Annotated in this window: 16 protein-coding genes and 1 riboswitch; of the genes, 7 read left to right on the forward strand and 9 right to left on the reverse strand. The window is 56.4% G+C overall.

Annotated features, from left to right (window positions below; all coding sequences use genetic code 11):
• Window positions 1-54: 54 nt before the first annotated feature.
• Complete coding sequence (locus DBQ51_RS02290; RefSeq protein ID WP_107630650.1) at window positions 55-963, reverse strand: helix-turn-helix transcriptional regulator; 909 nt, start codon at window positions 961-963, stop codon at window positions 55-57.
• 172 nt (window positions 964-1135) lie between these two features.
• On the opposite strand from DBQ51_RS02290, the gene DBQ51_RS02295 reads away from it, so the two are divergent.
• Complete coding sequence (locus DBQ51_RS02295; protein ID WP_054326181.1) at window positions 1136-1942, forward strand: 5-deoxy-glucuronate isomerase; 807 nt, start codon at window positions 1136-1138, stop codon at window positions 1940-1942.
• A 143-nt stretch (window positions 1943-2085) separates the two neighbouring features.
• Here the strand turns inward: DBQ51_RS02295 and DBQ51_RS02300 are convergent, their stop codons facing one another.
• The 7 genes from DBQ51_RS02300 to DBQ51_RS02330 all read right to left on the reverse strand — a co-directional run bounded on the left by DBQ51_RS02300 (window position 2086) and on the right by DBQ51_RS02330 (window position 9657).
• The gene (locus DBQ51_RS02300) at window positions 2086-3240 is read right to left on the reverse strand and encodes an iron-containing alcohol dehydrogenase (protein ID WP_159068036.1); all 1155 of its coding nucleotides are present in this window, start codon (window positions 3238-3240) and stop codon (window positions 2086-2088) included.
• Between the two features lie 66 nt (window positions 3241-3306).
• Window positions 3307-4257: a transketolase family protein gene (locus tag DBQ51_RS02305; RefSeq protein ID WP_107630652.1), complete on the reverse strand. Its 951-nt coding sequence runs from the start codon at window positions 4255-4257 to the stop codon at window positions 3307-3309.
• Complete coding sequence (locus DBQ51_RS02310) at window positions 4258-5121, reverse strand: transketolase (protein WP_107630653.1); 864 nt, start codon at window positions 5119-5121, stop codon at window positions 4258-4260.
• A 16-nt stretch (window positions 5122-5137) separates the two neighbouring features.
• Entirely contained in the window at window positions 5138-6169 is a 1032-nt protein-coding gene (locus tag DBQ51_RS02315) for a zinc-dependent alcohol dehydrogenase (RefSeq protein WP_054326176.1), read from the reverse strand.
• Between the two features lie 71 nt (window positions 6170-6240).
• Complete coding sequence (locus DBQ51_RS02320; protein ID WP_054326175.1) at window positions 6241-7377, reverse strand: Gfo/Idh/MocA family protein; 1137 nt, start codon at window positions 7375-7377, stop codon at window positions 6241-6243.
• Window positions 7378-7416: 39 nt separating this feature from the next.
• Entirely contained in the window at window positions 7417-8214 is a 798-nt protein-coding gene (locus DBQ51_RS02325; RefSeq protein WP_159068037.1) for a TIM barrel protein, read from the reverse strand.
• A 57-nt stretch (window positions 8215-8271) separates the two neighbouring features.
• Window positions 8272-9657, reverse strand: a complete 1386-nt coding sequence (locus DBQ51_RS02330) for an MFS transporter (protein WP_207724456.1) — start codon at window positions 9655-9657, stop codon at window positions 8272-8274.
• A gap of 599 nt (window positions 9658-10256) precedes the next feature.
• On the opposite strand from DBQ51_RS02330, the gene DBQ51_RS02335 reads away from it, so the two are divergent.
• The 6 genes from DBQ51_RS02335 to DBQ51_RS02360 all read left to right on the forward strand — a co-directional run bounded on the left by DBQ51_RS02335 (window position 10257) and on the right by DBQ51_RS02360 (window position 17278).
• On the forward strand, window positions 10257-11204 hold the full coding sequence (locus tag DBQ51_RS02335) for an AraC family transcriptional regulator (protein WP_107630655.1): 948 nt from the start codon (window positions 10257-10259) through the stop codon (window positions 11202-11204).
• Between the two features lie 342 nt (window positions 11205-11546).
• Window positions 11547-11746, forward strand: a riboswitch (cobalamin riboswitch).
• Window positions 11747-11922: 176 nt separating this feature from the next.
• Window positions 11923-12924 carry a sirohydrochlorin cobaltochelatase gene (locus tag DBQ51_RS02340; protein ID WP_107630656.1) on the forward strand — a complete coding sequence of 334 codons (1002 nt, stop codon included), beginning with the start codon at window positions 11923-11925 and terminating at the stop codon, window positions 12922-12924.
• Between the two features lie 125 nt (window positions 12925-13049).
• Window positions 13050-13979, forward strand: a complete 930-nt coding sequence (locus DBQ51_RS02345; RefSeq protein ID WP_159068038.1) for a hypothetical protein — start codon at window positions 13050-13052, stop codon at window positions 13977-13979.
• Window positions 13976-15118 (forward strand): ABC transporter substrate-binding protein, encoded by a 1143-nt coding sequence (locus DBQ51_RS02350; RefSeq protein WP_107630658.1) that lies wholly within the window; start codon window positions 13976-13978, stop codon window positions 15116-15118. Before DBQ51_RS02345 ends, DBQ51_RS02350 begins: the two co-directional genes overlap by 4 nt.
• Window positions 15119-15130: 12 nt before the next feature.
• Complete coding sequence (locus tag DBQ51_RS02355) at window positions 15131-16144, forward strand: FecCD family ABC transporter permease (protein ID WP_107630659.1); 1014 nt, start codon at window positions 15131-15133, stop codon at window positions 16142-16144.
• A gap of 15 nt (window positions 16145-16159) precedes the next feature.
• Window positions 16160-17278, forward strand: a complete 1119-nt coding sequence (locus DBQ51_RS02360) for an ABC transporter ATP-binding protein (RefSeq protein WP_407923207.1) — start codon at window positions 16160-16162, stop codon at window positions 17276-17278.
• A 500-nt stretch (window positions 17279-17778) separates the two neighbouring features.
• Here DBQ51_RS02360 and DBQ51_RS02365 read toward each other — a convergent pair whose 3' ends face one another.
• Entirely contained in the window at window positions 17779-17976 is a 198-nt protein-coding gene (locus tag DBQ51_RS02365; RefSeq protein WP_054326167.1) for a hypothetical protein, read from the reverse strand.
• Window positions 17977-18130 lie beyond the last annotated feature (154 nt).

The raw sequence follows: 18130 nt of genomic DNA on the forward strand, positions 1-18130 counted from the left end.
CTTTGCGTATAAAAACCAACCGGCGGAAGCAGGACGCTTCCGCCGGTATTCTTTTCAATGCGCGCGCCCAACAGGCGTTGCGGCGAATTCCCTGTTGTTTTTCCGGTAGACCGATGGCGGGACGCCGTAAGCCTCCCGAAACCGCTTGATAAAATAGCTGAAATTTTCATAACCGACGCGCAGCCCAATCTCCATGACCGGAAGGCTGCTTGTCCGCAGCAGGCGCGCCGCCCTTTCGGTACGCAGGAAATTGACATGCTGCATCAGCGTCCGGCCGAAGCTTTCCCGAAACAATGTGCTGAAATACTGAGGGGAAAGCCCAAACGCCGCCGCTACGTCCGGAAGCCGGACCGGCTCCGTAAAATGCTCATCCAGATAATCCACGATCGCTTTTTTCTGCCGCAGTCGTTCATCCGCGCCGCAGGGCGCGTCCACTTTTTCTATCAACGAATAGTCCGCGCACACCGCCACGATCTCCAGCAGGGCCGCCTTGGCTGTCAGCCGCCAACCCAAGCTTTGCCGAAGGCAGGCACAAACGAGACGGGCCAGCAGCCTGTGCAGCGCCTTTTGCCCCGCCTCCCCTTTCCGTACTTGCCTGGGGAAGCGCAGATGTCCCTCGGCCAGCGGTTCCAGCAGGCTGGTTTCAGCATCGTCGGCGCGGGCAAACTCCAACAGTTCCAGCGAAAACAAGAACGAGTGAAACTGGTTCCCCTGCCCCGTCGCCCGTATTTCATGCAGTTCTTCACTTCCGATGAAAAAAATATCTCCGCGCGTTCCCTGGTATGCACGGTCGGCTATGACAAGCGAAACCGTCCCCGCATCGACAATGACGATCTCGCTTTCCGTATGCCAGTGGAACGGCACGCGGTCAACCACGTCCGCCTCGCTCCCGTCCAGCGCGGGATATATGCGGAGGGGAATGCCGGCAGCGGCCTCTTTCTGCTTTTCACTTTGTGCTTCCATCCATCCCCCTCCTTAAAATCATGTTATTAACCGAGAATATATTGCAAGTATTTTCCGCATTATCTGCTATAATTATAGAATAACAGACTGGTCTTTACAATCCGCGGACAGAAAATATTTTTTATTGAATCACGGGCCAGAAAACCACCGATGCCGCATGGAGGGACAGCATATGTATATGGATAAGCAGGTCAAGCGGGGATATAATGAATATCTCCGTTTGGAAGAAGGATACGGAAAAAAAGCCATGATGGACGTCGGGCTTCTTGTCATGGAGGCCGGCGACACCATCTCTTTGCGGGAGGACCGCAAGGAGATGGCCGCGCTGGTGTTCGACGGACGCTGCACGCTGGAATGGGAAGGGCAGGCCCGCGACGTGGACCGTCCCAACCCGCTTGATTACAACCCATCCTGCCTGCACGTCTGCAAGGGCGTCGAAGTCCGGATCACCGCTCATGGAGCCTGCCATATTTACATTCAAAAAACAGAGAACGACACGGTTTTCCCCTGCCGCATGTACGGGCCGGAGGATACCGACACTTGGCCGCGCGGCGACCAGGGCGAGCTGATGGGCTGCACTAAGCGCGATGTCCGTACCTGCTTCGATCTGGATAACGCGCCGTATTCCAACATGGTTTTGGGCGAGGTCGTCAACCTGCCGGGCAAATGGTCCTCCTACCCACCGCATCACCACCCCCAGCCCGAGGTATATTTTTACCGTTTCGATCACCCCAGCGGCTTTGGCGCGGGCTGGGGCGACGGGGAGTTATATGAGACCCACCACAACGGCCTGGCTCTGATTACAAAAGGGATGCACCCGCAGGTCACCGCCCCCGGCTATACCTGCTGCTATGCCTGGGGAATCCGGCACCTGCCCGGCAACCCGTGGGACAAGACCCGCATCGACGACACTGCGCATCTCTGGCTGACCGAACCGGATGCCAACGCGCACATCTGGCACTGTCCCACAGGGAACTGACCCCGCCACCCTTTCCAACCCAACACAAAACCGGTGTTTTATTCTAAGAATAAAACACCGGTTTTTGTAAGAGAGAGAAGCGGCCGCTATTTCACGGTCGCAAGGCGGCTGCGCCCTCTGCGCCGGCCGCCCGCCGTTTTCCATCAATACGCCGCATAGGTATAGGAGATGTATTCCCTGATCTCCTCCATACTGGGCGCGCCGGGTGCGTTGCCGAACGCCCCGTCATGCGCGAACTGCTCCGCGGAAGCCAGGCAGTCCTCCAGCAAGAAGCCGGATTCGCGCAGCGATTTGATCTGTAGTTCTTTCATCAGCCCAACCACGCGCTGCGCCAGCGTCTCCGCAAGCTCCATGGTTCCGGTTTCCGCAGTGCAGGCGACCCCCATTGCCTCGGCGACTTCCTCCAGATTCCTGCGCTCACCATATTTGGCGGTATAGACCATGACGCCCGGCAACCCCCACGCGCAGCCCAATCCGTGCGGCACATGATGGCGCGCGCCGAACGTCTGGCTGAAGCTGTGTCCGATCTGGCAGCCGCAGGCGGAGATCGCCATGCCGCCCAGGCTCGCGGCCAGGGACATCGCCTCTCGCGCCTGCGCATTCTTCGGCTCTTTTACGGCGACCGGAAGCCACTGCAGCGTCAGCCGAATGCCCTCCTTGCCGAAAATATAGCCATACGGGTTGTAATTCCGGTTCGTGATCGCCTCCACGCAGTGCGCCAGCACATCCATGCCGGTCGCGGCGGTCACACCCGCAGGCACGGAGTAGGTCAGCGCCGGATCGACGATTGCCAGATCCGGCTTATACACCGGCATTTCCTTGGCGCCGGTTTCCACATCGCCGATGACCGCCCACTGCGACAATTCGCTGCCCGTACCCGAGGTCGTGCTCAGCGTGATCAGCTTGAGGGTATGCTCCGCCTCCTCTATCCCATAGTAGTCGCGGATGGTCGTACCATTCTGGCTGATGACGATGCCGACCGCCTTTGCGGTGTCCAGCGTGCTGCCGCCGCCGACCGCCACAACGCCGTCGATCGCGTGCTCCCGCACATAGACCGCGCCCGCGTCGCAGATATCGCTCGGTGCGTCCGCACGGCACCGGTCGAACACGAACACCTCCAGGCCGGCGTCTTTCAGCGCATCGATGACCGGCGTTACCACACCGAATTCGCACAGCGCCTGTTCGGTGCAGACCATTACCCGATGCATGCCGAGCGCCTTTGCACGCTCCCCTGTCTCCCCGGAAGCGCCCGTCCCGAACAGCGTGGGGCAAAAGGTGTTCCACATATAAACGCTCATCTTATGTCCTCCTCTGCGCGTTCCGGCCGCTCCGCCACGCAGGGCGGGCCGACCGAAGCACCGCATTTATCCTAACAGCTTGCTCACATATTCCCAAACGGCTTCCGGGTCATAGCCGTACAGGTGATACAGGTCCTCCGCGCTGCCAAAGCCCGGGTACACCTGCGGGATGCCGAAGCGCTTGAACGATTTGAGTGCGATACCGTTGTCGCACAGCAGGTCCGCAACCGCGCTGGCCAGGCCGTTTTTCATCAAGTGGTCCTCCCAAACGATGATGCGGCCGGTTTCCTCGGCGGCCTTGCGCACGATCTCTTCGTCCAGCGGCTTGACCGTGAACATATCGATCACGCGCATACCGATGCCAGCCTTCTTTGCCTTGTCGTGCAGCTGCAGCGCATAGCTGACCATCTCGCCGCAGGCGATGATGGTGATATCCTTTCCGTCCCGCGCCAGGTGGCCCTTGCCGATCTCAAACCTGTCCTCCGCCGTGTACAGCACGCGGTTTTCCTTGCCTGGGTCAATGCGGATGGAAAGCGGGCCTTCGTAATACAGGCTTTTCTCGATGATTTGGCGCAGCTGCACCGGATCGGATGCCGCGCAGACCGTCATGTTGACCAGCGAGGAATACAGCGCCATGTCCTCCATCGCATAATGGGTGGAGCCGCCGTTGCCGGTCAGTCCCGCATAGTTGGCGATGAGGCGCACCGGCAGGTTGGGATAGCATACATCCGTGCGCACCTGTTCGAGCGCGCGCATGCTCATGAACGGCATCATGCCGATGATGAACGGGATGTTCCCGTCATACGCCAGGCCGGCCGATACGCCGACCACATCCTGCTCCGCGATGCCGGTGTCGATGAAACGGTCCGGATATTTCTCATGAAACTCCTTGCAGCCGAAGCCGATATCCGGCGTGAGCAGCCAGACGCGGCTATCCTTTCCGCCAAGCTCCGCTATCGTGTCGCCCACCACAGAACGCGCGGAGTTATATTCATCCAGAGTATATGACTGCTTCATTTATAACTCCTTTCTCTGCCGGTCCAGCGCCGCGTCCAGGTCGGCCAGCGCGGTCTGCAGATCCGCATCGTTCATGCTGCCCGCATGCCATTTGATCTCCCGTTCCATAAAGGAAATATTCTTGCCCTTGACCGTGTCCGCGATAACCGCGGTCGGCACGCCGCTGCTGCTTTCCGGCAGGCGCTCGAGCGCGTCGGCCACCTGCTGCATGTCGTTGCCATCCGCAATCTCGATCACGTTCCAGCCGAACGCGCGCCATTTATCCGCATAGGGGGCGAGCTTAATCGAATCCTCGGAAAAGCTGGTCATGAGCTGCCTGTTGCGGTCCACGACCGCCACCAGATTGCCCAGGCCAAGCGCGTGGCCCGCCATCGCAGCCTCCCACACTGAGCCTTCACAGGTCTCGCCGTCACCCATCAGGCAAAACACGCGGTTCCGGCGCCCCTTCTGGCGGGACGAGGCCGCTAGGCCGACGCTGAGCGGCAGGCCGTGGCCGAGCGAACCAGTGGAGGCGTCCAGCATCGGCAGTCGGGTCTTGCAGGGATGTTGTCCGAACTTGCTGCCCACCTGGCCGTAGGTCTCGCAGATCTCCTGGTAATCAAAAAACCCCTTTTGCGCCATCACGATGTACATGCCGACCGCGCCGTGTCCCTTGCTGAGAATGAAGCGGTCGCGGGCGGGGTCCTGCTCCCGTTCGGGAGAGACGTTCATCGTGCGGTGGAACAGGCAGGTCAGCACATCGAGCATGGACATGTCGCCGCCCATATGGATGTTGCCGCTGTACGCCCCGCACAGTTTGCACAGGTCGCGGCGCGCCTGGTATGCCAGCTCGGTCAGGCGCAATACCTCTTTTTTATCTACCATTCCGCGCTGTCCTTTCTCACAGGTCCATGGAAACGAATACCTTGCCGCACTGGCGGCTCGCCGCCAGGTCGAGCGCCTCCTGATAACGGGAGGCCGGTATCACATCGGTCACGATCTTATCGAGCGGCAGAATGCCGGATTCTATGATCTGCGCGACCTTGCGCATATAATACTTGCCCAGATAGCCGCCGTAAACCTCGATCTCGTTCTTGAGCAGCTCGGCGACCGGAAATTCCGGGCGGGCCAGCTCATCGTGTCCGAACTGCAGCACCTTGCCGTGCGGCCGCACCAGATAGACGCAGTCCACCAGCATCGCGGCCACCGCCTCTACACAGTGGTCCACGCCCAGACCGCCGGTTTCCTCCTTGACAATCTGCTGCAGGTTCTCGGTATCTGGATTGACCACGCGGGTCGCGCCGACCTCCAGCGCCAGCTTGCGGCGGTGTTCGATCGGCTCGGAAACGATGATCTTGCGGCAGCCGTTCGCCTTGAGCAGCGCGATGAACATCAGGCCGATCGGGCCGGCGCCCAGTACGCATGCGGTATCGCCCACATGCACGTTCAGCTTTTCCAGCGCGCAGCCGCAGCCCGCGAGCGGCTCGGCCACGCCCATCAGCTCAGGCTTGGTTTCCGGCGCTACCTTATAGCAGTACTGCTTGGGCAGTACGACGTAATTGGTCAGGCCGCCATCCGCGAACACGCCGCGTGAGCTGACGTGCTGGCAGGCTTCGGGCAGACCGGCCAGGCAGTTGTCGCACTCGCCGCAGGGGCCGTGTGGGTCGATGACCACCTTATCGCCCGGCTTGAGGTCGGTGACGCCTTCGCCCACCTCCGCGACCTCGCCGCAGAACTCATGGCCGAAAATAATATCCTGCTTGCACGGATGCTTCTGGGGCGTGGCAAAAATATTCACGTCCGTACCGCAGACCGCGCAGCCGTAACTTTTGATCTTGACATCGTTCCGGTTCTTGATCTCGGGAATAGGGCGGTCCTCATAGGCGAATTGGCCCGGCCCCTTGTAAACGATTGCCTTCTGCATGTTTGCCATTGTCTTTTCCTCCTGTTCCGGTCCGGCACGGACAGGGCCGGCCGCCCTGCCCCTGCCAGGCCGTTCTGCTCTTAGTTGATCTCCACCCACTTGGAGTTGTTCTGCGCGCTCTCAACGACAGCGTGGAAGAACTTGACGCCGTTGACGCCGGTTTCCACATCCGGAAAGTCCAGATCCTCCTCGGTCGGGGTCTCGCCGTTTTTGAGCTTGAGGATCGTGTCGATCACGCTGCGGTAGATATTGGCGATCGCGATATAGTAGCCTTCCGGATGGCCGAACGGCACGCGCGCCAGCTTGCCTGCGGGTACGTCGATGCCGTCGCCTGCGCGGCAGAGCGTGCGGGGCGCCTCGCCCTTTTTGATGTAAACCACTTCGTCCGGACGGGTCTGGTGCCACTCCAGGCAGCCCTCCGTACCCATGATCCGCAGGTCGATTTCGTTGGGGCAGCCGCAGGCTACCTGGGTGAACCAGTAAGCACCGTGAACGCCGTTTTCATACTCCAGAATAATGTTGTCGTTCAGGTCCAGCTTTTTGCCGAACGTATCAGTCGTGGCCAGCAGGCGCTTGATCTTCAGGCCGGTGACATAGTGTACCAGATGCTCGACATGCGTGCCATCGTCCGCGCAGGTGTTGGAGATGCCGCTATACTTGGGATCGGTGCGCCAGATACGGCCGTTGACCTGCTCCTTTTCGGCCAGCAGGCTGAGGAAGCTGTTCTCAATATAGTTGGCATTGACCGCGATGATCTGGCCGATGTCGCCGCGCGCAATCATCTGCTTCATGACCTTGCACATAACATAGCCGGAATAGCAGTAGTCCACCGCGAACACCAGTTTTTTCTCCTTGGCAATGCGGGCCAGGTCCTCGGCTTCTTCCACGGTCAGGGTGAGGGGCTTCTCACACACGACGTTGATGCCGTGCTCCAGAAAGGTCTTGGCAGCGGAGTAATGCACAAAGTTCGGCGTGCAGATGGAAACGAAATCGATCTTGCCAGCCTCAGCCTTTGCCATATCCTCCGCGTTGTAATACACGCGGGATTTATCAACGTGGTACGCCTCCGCGCACTCGTCATTCAGCTCGTCGATCGCGGAAAAGCAGCCGCAGACCAGCTTCGCGCGCGGATCCAGGCCCAGCGCCTTGCGGTGGCACTCGCCGATCAGAGCTTTCAGGTCGCCGCCTACCATACCGTACGTTACTTCCTTGAACATTTTGTCGTCCTCCTTAAAAATTGATGATAGTGGTTGGTTTTATTTTGAAATGGAATCGCAAAGCTTTTTGACTGCGGGGAAGCCGGCCTCGGTGTTCCCTGCCGGAAAATATTCAAAGCAGACCGTCCCCGCGTAGCCGCTTTCCGCCACGCCGCGCAGCAGGAAATCAAAGTTGATCTCCCCCGTTCCCGGCTCGTGCCGGTCGGGCGCGTCCGCCAGATGGATGTATTTCACCACGCCCAGGTTGTTGGTGATGCTGCGCAGCAGGTTCCCGTGCATCAACTGCATATGGAACACATCGCACAGCAGACCGACCCGCTCCGAACCGACCGCGCGCACGATGTCCGCGCCCTCCTCGGTTGTGGTCAGCGACATGCCCGCGTCGCCCCCCAAATTGTTAAGCGGTTCGACCAGGGCGGTCACCCCGTTTGCCTCCAGCACCGGCGCCAGCCTGGTAAGCGTATGCGTGATGTTGGCAAGCATCGCGGTATGGCTGTACTGGTCGCGGAAGTCCGCGCAGCCGTTTGGCGTAAAGTGATTTGGGAACAGGATCAGCTTGTCGCAGCTCAGCATTTTCGCCGCGTCGAGCGACTGCCGGATCCAGTCGATACAGTCCTGGCTGTGCGCCCGATCACACAGGGAGTAGATACTGGTGCCGCTGAACGCTTTGACGGACACGCCCCGTTCCTGGCAGACCCGCCGGATGTCCGCGAGGTCCTTGTCGTGCCAGCTCCAGAATTCGATCGCCCGAAATCCCGCCGCGCTGACCCGCTCGATTTTCTCGCATACCTCCATGCCTGGATAAATGGTTTCAATATTAATCGCAAAATCTATCATGTCTTCTGTCTTCACCTTCTTTCCGTGTTCTGTGCTGCTTCCTATTGTGCAGCCCGTTTACAGGATGCCCTGCTCGTCGCGCTTTTTCAGATCCGCAATCACCTGCGGATAGAGCTTATCCAGCTTGTAAAGCAGGCAGAGGATCACGATGATGACAGAGAAAATGATTGGCGCATACATGCAGATTGCTTTGATCATCGCCATCGCGTCCGCGTTCTGTACCGCGGCCAGGCCGTCATACCCGACCGAATCCATCAGCAGGCCGATGCCCGCCGAAGCAAGGCCGCCGCCCAGCTTGGAGCCGACCGAAGCGGCGCTGAAAATCATGCCGTCCTGCCGGACGTGGGTCTTCCACTGACCGAATTCCGCGCAGTCCGCGATCATCGGGAATACGCAGGCCCACAGCGGCGCAACACCGATGCCGCGCAGCACGGCGCTGACCATGGCGACGGTGACGCTCATCGGGTTGCTCATCCACACAAACTGCGCCACGATTACCAGCAGAATACCGGCAAGCGTCAGATTCCTCTTTCCGAAGCGGAGTACAAACTGCGGCACGATCAGCACAACGATGCTCTGCGCGATCAGCTCCGCCGCGTAGATCGGACTGTACAAGGCCTCGTTGCCCAATATGTATTTACAGTAATAGGTTTCGATCGTACCGGTGACAGTGCTCATCATGACCATAAAGCCCCACAGCCCCAGGCAGATCGCCCAGTACTGGTTGGAAAACAGCGCCTTTAGGCTTCTTCCCACCGATACCTTCTCGGTTTTTGCCGCTTCGATCACCACGCGCTCCTCAATATTGAAGAAGCAGACCAGCAGCAGCACCAGCGCGATCACGGCGAAGATGATCGAAACGATGATCCAGCTCTGCTGGGTGTTGCCAAACGCCTGCACCAGCGGGATCGTGGAAACCGTAACCACCATCTTGCCCATCGGCCCGCAGAAAATGCGGATCGCCTGGGTGGAGGTACGGGATTTCTGGTCGCGCGTAATCAGAGAGGCCATCGTGGAATACGGCAGGTTGAGCGCGGTATAAACCACCGTATTGACCAGGTTATAGGTGACGAAAATATACACTGCCTGCACCATGACCGGCGCATTCGCCGGAATGAGGAACAGCAGGACGAACGTCACCGCATACGGCACCGCCATCCACAGAATCCACGGCCGCGCTTTGCCGTACTTGGATTTCGTCCGGTCCGTGATAAAGCCCATGATAATATCCGAAACACCGTCAAACACACGCGTAATCAGGAAAATGATACCGACGAGCGCGGCACTGACACCCACATAATCCGTATAAAAAAAGGTAAGCAGCGTGCTGCACAGGCCGTATACCACGTTACAGGCCGAATCGCCCAAACCATAGCATATCTTTTCCCGCAGGCTGACAACGTGGTCCTCTCTGCTCCGCTGGATTTCCGAAGTATGCTCCAACTGAAAAACTCCTTTCTCTTTCCAATCACAATCCGGATCGCCCCAAGGCAATCCGTTTTCCCTCAAGCATTGTGCAAGCTGGGAAAATCGTAGCCGGAACTATGCCAACTGGACCGCTTGCATCCAATCGTTTTCCGGTGCCGCCCCGTATATCCATGCCGGTATGATGCAGGCGGTCGTCCTTTTCGCTTCTCCGAGAAAAAGTTCTGATTTCCGCACTTTTTACAGCCCCTTTCAATCTTCCGTTCATTTAGGATAATGCTCTTGAAAATTACCGGCAACTCTTTTATACTGGTATAGTACTATGAAAGCACAAGGGGTTCAATCAATTTAATTTCAGGAATTGTAATTATCCTCCCACGCCACTGGGAATATCGCAACAGTTTCAGGCAAATCCAACGTCATTTCTATCCCTCTCCAGTCCTGTTATCGTCACATTGAACAACAGCATTTTTGTTTTTTGATTTTTTCTTAACTATTTATAGGCATATCCGTGGTTAAAACGCAAAATTCGTTTTCCCTATTGTACATTTCTCACAACGCCCTTTTTCCGCCTTCATGAGACTTTAAAACTACTTCTGCAAAGGAGGAAGCCCTGTATGGAAAATATCAGCGCGCTGCACGCAGTAAAAGAGGAATTGACCTATTTGAACCAGATGTTCCCCCTATCCGAATTTGTGGACCATTTCGACACGTTTGCAGACGGCAGTTTCCCAAGCCACTGGCACAATGAGTTTGAGCTTCAGATCATGTTGAAAGGAAATGCGGAATATCGGGTCAACGGCACCCGCTATATAGTTAGCGAGGGCAGCGCTATCTATATCGCGCCGGAAGCCGTACATATGATGAAAGCGCTTTCCTCAAACGCCATTGGCTACAATGTGGTTTTGCTCCCGCAGTTCCTGACCAATCTGTTTCAAGTCTCCAACTGTGAAAAATATGCGGCCCCGCTGACTTCCCGCCATCCAGAGGCCTTTGTCATCACGCCGGAACGCAAGGAGGGGCATGTGGTTCTGGAACTGCTCAAGCGCATGTACTACGCCGAAAGCACCCATACCGCCTATGAGCTGTTCCTGCTGGAGCATTTGATCGGCATTTGGCGCAATCTGCTTGCCATCCTGCCCAAGGCCGCTTCGGTTTCCGAGAACAGCAGCAAATTCCTGCGGGAGCAGCGCATGCGGACTATGCTGCATTTCATTCGCAAAAATTATGCGCAGCCCATCACGATTTCCGAGATCGCTGCAGCCGCCAACATTAGCAAAAGCGAATGCTTCCGCTGCTTTTCCGAGCTTTCCAGAATGACGCCGATCGAATATGTCAACCAGTTCCGCCTGCTACAAGCCGCGCAGCTACTGACAAGCACCAAAAACAGCATATCTGATATCTGTTATTCAACCGGCTTCAATAACACCAGCTACTTTACAAAAAATTCAAGGAACAGTATAAGGCTACACCCCGCTCGTACCGGACACAAAATCTGCTATAGCGCTTCGGCGCATATCTGCAGCGGCTTTCTGTATCCCCTCTTTGCCGGCCGAGTGTTTTGATGCGCCGTTCAATCAGCAAAGTTTTTCCCGCTCCTGCCTGATTTTTATGCAGCAAAAAAGCTCTGGTCTGATTCAGACCAGAGCTTTTCTCAAAGCTTCTGCTATCTCAAGGAAGCAGCAAAACGCTTCCTTATTTTTTGACAGCGTTAATACCTTTGTTCATTCCCATACCCTCCGCGCGAAATCTGCTATGATATAAGGAATATCCGTCATATCGTTCACCTGCCCGTTTATTATCATAGCACAGATCGGCAGCGGATTTATAAAAGTTCAATAAGCTTATCCAAAGTATCTGCTTGACATCTGCGATATAGGTTGTATAATGAGGAATAGATTCAAAACTGAATACAGCGAGCAGTCGGTGCCTGCACTTCCTTATCTGTCGAAGATGCGGGTTAAAAGGGAAACAGGTGGGAAGCCTGTACGATCTCGTCACTGTAAGCAGGGAATGCGCGTCCATTCAGTCCACTGGTGCAAACCGGGAAGGCGGCCGTGCGTAGCGATCTGCAAGTCAGGAAACCTGCCGCCTGTTGGTACAGGAATCACATTCCAGATCACGAGTAATTGGTCGTACTGTAGCCGCGTTTGTCTCTTTACGACCCTTTTATTTGCACGTCATATGCAGTAAAAGGGTTTTGTTTTTCCTGTACTTTTTCAGAAGTGGTGTGCATTTTATATACATCACAGGGGATGTCCCCCAAAAGGAGGAAAAACAAAAATGAAACTTAAAAAACTGCTGGTTGTCCTGCTATCGGCCGCCCTGCTTGCTTCTCTGCTGGCCGGATGCGCTTCCACTCAAACGCAGGCGGAAGACAACACGGATACCCACGCTGAAACCGCGGCCGGCGGGGAGACAGAACAGACTGCCCCCGATGAAAACTATGATACCGGAGACGCCAGTCTGGACGATCCGCTCAATCAGGACGATATTGGCGAAAACGAACTGCTGGTTGTCAGCTTCGGCACCAGCTATAACGACAACCGCCGGCTTACGATCGGCGCCATCGAGAAAGCCATGCAGGAAGCATTCCCTGACTACTCGGTACGCCGCGGCTTTACCAGCCAAATCATCCTTGACCACGTCAAGGACCGCGATGGCGAAGTGATTGACAACGTTGGCGAGGCGCTGGACCGCGCCGCTGATAACGGTGTCAAAAATCTGGTCGTTCAGCCGACCCATCTGATGAATGGTCTGGAATACAATGATCTGGTCAATGAACTCGCGGAGTACAGCGATTCTTTTGAAAAGGTAGTCATCGGCGAACCGCTGCTGACCAGTGACGCGGATTTCCAGGCCGTCGCGGATGCAATCGTCGCGGCGACTGCGGAATATGACGACGGCGAAACCGCAATCTGCTTTATGGGCCACGGGACCGAGGCCGATTCCAACAGCGTATATGCCAGGATGCAGCAGGTGTTGACGGACGGCGGCCATGCCAATTACTTTGTCGGCACGGTGGAAGCCTCTCCGACGTTAGAGGATGTCCTGTCGCTTGTCCAGGCCGGCAATTACAAAAAGGTAGTGCTTCGTCCGCTGATGATCGTGGCAGGCGACCATGCCAACAACGATATGGCCGGCGATGAGGAAGGCGCCTGGAAAACCGCTTTCGAGGACGCCGGTTATGAAGTGATTACGATCGTAGAGGGCTTAGGGCAGCTCGAAGCGATCCAGGACTTGCTGGTACAGCACGCACAGGCTGCAGCGGCAAAATTAGGCTGATTATTTCAAACAGCTTTCTTTCCTTATCTTTCTGCTTTTTTATACTTCTTGTTCTGAACGGGGTGCGGCTTCTCAGGCCGGACCCCGTTCAGAATGTCGAGGGAACATTTTTTTGCAAAAGGAGGATGCGGTATTCTCACGAAAACCGCGCTAAACACATGAGAACAGGCAACCTTGTACCACTTGCCACTCTAACGGCCCTGCTGCTGTTCGGGGTGGGCTGCACCGCTGATAGAAATGGTCAGCAATCCGATATTCCACCCGTAAATGACGCAGTCGCTTCCGCCGACGAGATGGCCGGCGTAGAAGACGTTGTTGCGGAGGATATGACACCGATCGACGGCTCTCAGATCAGGGACGGCGTATACGATGTAACGGTAGACTCCAGCTCATCCATGTTCCATATCGTCGCCTGTCGGCTTACCGTAAAGGACGGAAGCATGACCGCACAAATGACCATGGGCGGAGCCGGCTACCTGTATGTCTATATGGGTACGGGCGAGCAGGCCGCAGCCGCAGACGAGACGGCATATATCCCGTTTGTCGAAGAGGCCGCAGGCGCCCACACCTATACCGTGCCGGTCGATGCGCTGGATGCTGGCATCCCCTGCGCCGCATTCAGCAAAAACAAGGAAAAATGGTACGACCGCACGCTGGTGTTCCGCGCCGATTCCCTGCCGGTTGACGCTTTTGCCTCCGGCGTCGTAACAACGCCGGAGGAGCTGGCGCTGGCGGATGGCAGCTATCAGGTTGACATCGCCCTGGAGGGCGGCTCCGGCCGCGCGAGCGTGGAATCGCCCGCGCAGGTGACGGTCAGGGACGGCGAGGTCACGGCAACTATCGTCTGGAGCAGCTCGAACTACGACTACATGAAGGTTGCTGATGTGCGCTATGACGCTGTCATTGAAAACGACCGTTCGGTGTTTACCATCCCCGTGACCTGTTTTGACTGGAAAATGGCGGTGGTTGCTGATACGGTTGCAATGAGCCAGCCGCATGAAATTGATTACGCGCTACGCTTCGATTCGGCTTCCCTTTCTCCGGCGGCATCATGAAAAGGCATGGAATGGCGGCGGCCATCCTTTCGCTTGCCGTTCTGCTGGCCGCCTGCTCCCCCGCATCCGAGCCGGTGTCAGGTGAGCCTTCCGCAGTCAGTTGGGACAGCCTCACGGTGGAAAGCGGCCTTGACCTGCAATACGCCGACCAGTTCACAGTCGATTATTACACCGGCGGCTATGCGTTAATCCATATTGTCGACGGCAACGATTATCTTGTCGTTCCGGAAAACAAGCCGGTGCCGGATGGGCTGGCGGATACGACCGTTGTCCTTACGCAACCGCTGGACCATATCTATCTGGTTGCAACCTCTGCCATGGACCTGTTCTGCGCGCTGGACAGTATCGGCAGCATCCGGCTGTCCGGCACAGACGAAAGAGGCTGGTATATTGATGAGGCCAAAGCCGCAATGCAAAACGGAGCGATGCTGTACGCCGGCAAATACAGTGCGCCGGATTATGAACTGATTTATGCTGAGCAATGCGATCTGGCGGTCGAATCGACCATGATCTATCATTCACCCGAGGTGAAAGAACAGCTCGAACGGTTGGGCGTACCCGTACTGGTAGAGCGCTCCAGCTACGAGAGCAGCCCGCTGGGGCGCATGGAGTGGCTGAAGCTGTACGGAGTGCTGCTGAACCGTGAGGAGGCGGCGGAAGCCATATATCAGCAGGCGCTCGACAGCCTGCGGCCTGTGATGGAGCAGGAGAACACCGGCAAGACCGTCGCGTTCTTTTATATCAATTCCAATGGTTCCGCCAATGTCCGCAAGTCCAACGACTATGTGGCGAAAATGATCGAAATGGCGGGCGGAACATACATCTTCAGCGACCTTGGGAATGACAACGCACTCTCTACCATGAATATGCAGATGGAGATGTTTTATACGGGAGCCAAAGACGCGGATGTCATCATCTATAACAGCACGATTGACGGGGAACTGCATTCCATCGACGAGTTGCTGGCCAAAAGCCCGCTACTCGCTGATTTCAAGGCAGTCCGGAACGGCGACGTGTGGTGTACCGGACAAAACCTGTTCCAGTCCACGATGGGCCTTGGCGATATGATTCTGGATATCCACGCCGTACTGACCGAAGAGGCTCCGGAACCTCTGACCTACCTGCATCGGCTGACATAAAAGAAGGTACCTATGGAAGAAAAACGAACCAGGCGTTATATCTTATCCTTCGGCATGCTGGCCATACTGCTGCTGGCCCTGCTGATCTGGAACATCCATTCGGGCAGCCTGCATCTGTCCGTCAGCGAAGTGCTGCACATCCTGCTGTTTCGCAGCGGTGAAAACGCCGCCGTCATCTGGGACATCCGCCTGCCGCGCATTCTGGCCGCGGTTTTACTGGGAGGCGCGCTGTCGGTTTCCGGTTTTCTGCTGCAGACCTTTTTTGCCAACCCTATTGCCAGCCCGTTTATTCTGGGCATTTCATCCGGTTCCCGACTGATGGTTTCGCTGGCTTTGGTGGGCGCACTTGCGCACGGCCTGATCATCGGCTCGGCGCTGATGATTACGGCGGCCTTTGTGGGCGCCATGCTATGCATGGGGTTTGTGCTGCTCATTTCCCAGAAGGTCAGGAAAATGTCGCTGCTCATCATCTGCGGCGTAATGATCGGCAATATCTGTTCTGCGGTTACGGATTTTGTTGTAACCTTTGCCGATGATTTCAATATCGTCAATCTTCATAACTGGTCAATGGGCAGCTTTTCCGGCATTTCATGGGAAAACATTTACATCATGGCACCCGTTGTGCTGGCCGCGCTGCTGCTTACCTTCCTGCTCTCTAAGCCGATCAGCGCCTATCAGATGGGCGAGGTCTATGCGCGGAATATGGGGGTGAATATTCGGGCCTTCCGCTTATCCCTGATTTTGCTGTCCAGCCTGTTATCCGCATGCGTGGCCGCTTTTGCCGGACCGATCTCGTTTGTCGGCATTGCGGTACCGCATCTTGTAAAAAGCCTGTTCCAGACTGCCAAACCGCTTCTGATCATCCCCGGCTCTTTTCTGGGCGGCGCGGCCTTCAGCCTGTTCTGCGATCTGATCGCGCGCACAGCTTTTGCTCCTACCGAACTAGGCATCAGCTCAGTAACAGCGGTTTTAGGCGCACCGGTCGTCATTTACATCATGGTGCGCCGCAGGATGCAGGCAGGATGAAAGGAGGAAGCCGCTGTGGATACCTATAAAATCCGCACGGAACACATGACAGTAGGGTATCGCGGCGTTCCTCTGATCCGCGATATTGAGATTCACGTCCGCAAAGGCGAGATCCTGTCGCTCATCGGGCCGAATGGCGCAGGTAAATCCACTATATTGAAAAGCATCATTCGGCAGCTTGCCCTGATTGGCGGGACCGTATATCTGGACGGCCGCGCGATGCGCAGCCTGTCGGAGCAGACAGTTGCACAGTCGATGTCCGTCCTGATGACTGAGCGTGTCCAGCCTGAACTGATGACCTGCGGGGATATAGTTAGCACGGGACGGTATCCCTATACAGGGCTTATGGGCGTTTTATCCGCCGCTGACCGCCGCAAAGTGCGGGAAGCTATGGCGCTGGTGCATGCGGAGGAGCTGTATGACCGCGACTTTTCGCAGATCAGCGACGGGCAGCGGCAGCGCGTACTTCTGGCACGCGCCATCTGCCAGGAGCCTGAAGTAATCGTGCTTGACGAGCCAACCTCCTTTCTGGACATCCGCTATAAGCTCGAATTATTGTCTATGCTCAAACAACTGGTGCGCGAAAAACAACTGGCGGTCGTTATGTCCCTGCACGAGATCGATCTGGCGCAAAAGGTATCCGATCACATCCTTTGTGTCCGGCACAACGCGGTAGACCGCTACGGTACGTCGGAAGAGATTTTCTCCGGCGGCTATATTGCCGAACTGTATGGAATCACCTCCGGTTCCTATAATGAAGCCTTTGGCTTTCCAGAACTGCAGGCAGCGCGGGGGCAGCCGCAGGTGTTTGTCATCGGCGGAGGCGGCAGCGGACTCCCGATATACCGCCGCTTGCAACAGCACGGCATCCCGTTCGCCGCCGGAATCCTGCATGAAAACGACATGGATTATCCTGTCGCGTCCATGCTGGCAGCGGAGGTCATTTCCGAACATGCCTATCAGCCGATCACCAAACAGACGTTACAGTCCGCATGTGCTGTAATGGATGCCTGCCGATATGTGTTCTGCCCATGCCAAACGTTCGGCCCGCTCAATCAGGCAAACGAACATCTGCGGCAGAGGGCAGGCCGCAAATTATGCGACGAGATTCCCGACTTGCCTTGCGAAGCATAGGAGGGCAATGGGATTGGCGCCTCCGGTGTATCCGCACGGTTCACGGGAAACGGTTTATTTTTGCTCCCACGCCGGTTTTATTTTATCGTAAAAGGCAGGCCGGTGCATGGAGTCAAGCCATATCAGTTTATCATGATACCGAGCGGCGCGCTATCCTTAAGCGAAATGATTATACCAGAGCGGCTGTGGTATCACAGCCGCCCCTTTTTCTTTGTGATATAAATTCACTTATAAAAGAAGTTCAAGAGTATATGTATGTAAAAACGCATTCGCCCTCCACTCCGCGCAAGGCTCATCAGCAAGGGCAAGATCTATCCTATTGTCTAAACAGAAACCGGCTTCACAACGCCACAGTTCGGCAGTTTTATCCGGCAGAGCCCCTCCCCCATTTTGGCACTTTGGCAGATCACAACCCACACAGCCTCGGATCTGATCCGAGACTGTTCTTTGTATATTGACACCCTGTCTGTTCTCACCAACCTAAAGGCCGGTGAAAACACTCAGCGCTTTACAGGATGGTAGTCGTTCCGCCACGATACGGAAGAAACCAAACAGGGAATGGCCTGATGAGAGGAGGCAGCAACCTGACGGCTGTACAGATCGAGCGTAAACGTATGCCGGTAGATCAGGCAGTTTTTGTCCGACGGGTTATTGCTGCCGCCGAACACCAGATTCCCCAAAGAATAGGCAATCTGCACCCAAATCAAACTCGTCCGAAACGGCCCTGCTTTGGTAGGCTGCAGCCACGCCCTCCTGCGCCCAGCAACTCATCGAGAACTCTGAACCGTCCTATGCGCCCGACTGCAGCCCGGCCAGCACGGCCTTCAACACGGAGGTACAGACTGTTTTCCG

The organism is Agathobaculum massiliense (assembly GCF_900291975.1).
Lineage (GTDB): Bacteria > Bacillota > Clostridia > Oscillospirales > Butyricicoccaceae > Agathobaculum > Agathobaculum ammoniilyticum.

What these genes read in the sequence shown, in the direction of transcription:
- DBQ51_RS02290 (WP_107630650.1), bottom strand. Translation starts at nt 963, where the DNA reads ATGGAAGCACAAAGTGAAAAGCAGAAAGAGGCCGCTGCCGGCATTCCC.
- DBQ51_RS02295 (WP_054326181.1), top strand. Translation starts at nt 1,136, where the DNA reads ATGTATATGGATAAGCAGGTCAAGCGGGGATATAATGAATATCTCCGT.
- DBQ51_RS02300 (WP_159068036.1), bottom strand. Translation starts at nt 3,240, where the DNA reads ATGAGCGTTTATATGTGGAACACCTTTTGCCCCACGCTGTTCGGGACG.
- DBQ51_RS02305 (WP_107630652.1), bottom strand. Translation starts at nt 4,257, where the DNA reads ATGAAGCAGTCATATACTCTGGATGAATATAACTCCGCGCGTTCTGTG.
- DBQ51_RS02310 (WP_107630653.1), bottom strand. Translation starts at nt 5,121, where the DNA reads ATGGTAGATAAAAAAGAGGTATTGCGCCTGACCGAGCTGGCATACCAG.
- DBQ51_RS02315 (WP_054326176.1), bottom strand. Translation starts at nt 6,169, where the DNA reads ATGGCAAACATGCAGAAGGCAATCGTTTACAAGGGGCCGGGCCAATTC.
- DBQ51_RS02320 (WP_054326175.1), bottom strand. Translation starts at nt 7,377, where the DNA reads ATGTTCAAGGAAGTAACGTACGGTATGGTAGGCGGCGACCTGAAAGCT.
- DBQ51_RS02325 (WP_159068037.1), bottom strand. Translation starts at nt 8,214, where the DNA reads ATGATAGATTTTGCGATTAATATTGAAACCATTTATCCAGGCATGGAG.
- DBQ51_RS02335 (WP_107630655.1), top strand. Translation starts at nt 10,257, where the DNA reads ATGGAAAATATCAGCGCGCTGCACGCAGTAAAAGAGGAATTGACCTAT.
- DBQ51_RS02340 (WP_107630656.1), top strand. Translation starts at nt 11,923, where the DNA reads ATGAAACTTAAAAAACTGCTGGTTGTCCTGCTATCGGCCGCCCTGCTT.
- DBQ51_RS02345 (WP_159068038.1), top strand. Translation starts at nt 13,050, where the DNA reads ATGCGGTATTCTCACGAAAACCGCGCTAAACACATGAGAACAGGCAAC.
- DBQ51_RS02350 (WP_107630658.1), top strand. Translation starts at nt 13,976, where the DNA reads ATGAAAAGGCATGGAATGGCGGCGGCCATCCTTTCGCTTGCCGTTCTG.
- DBQ51_RS02355 (WP_107630659.1), top strand. Translation starts at nt 15,131, where the DNA reads ATGGAAGAAAAACGAACCAGGCGTTATATCTTATCCTTCGGCATGCTG.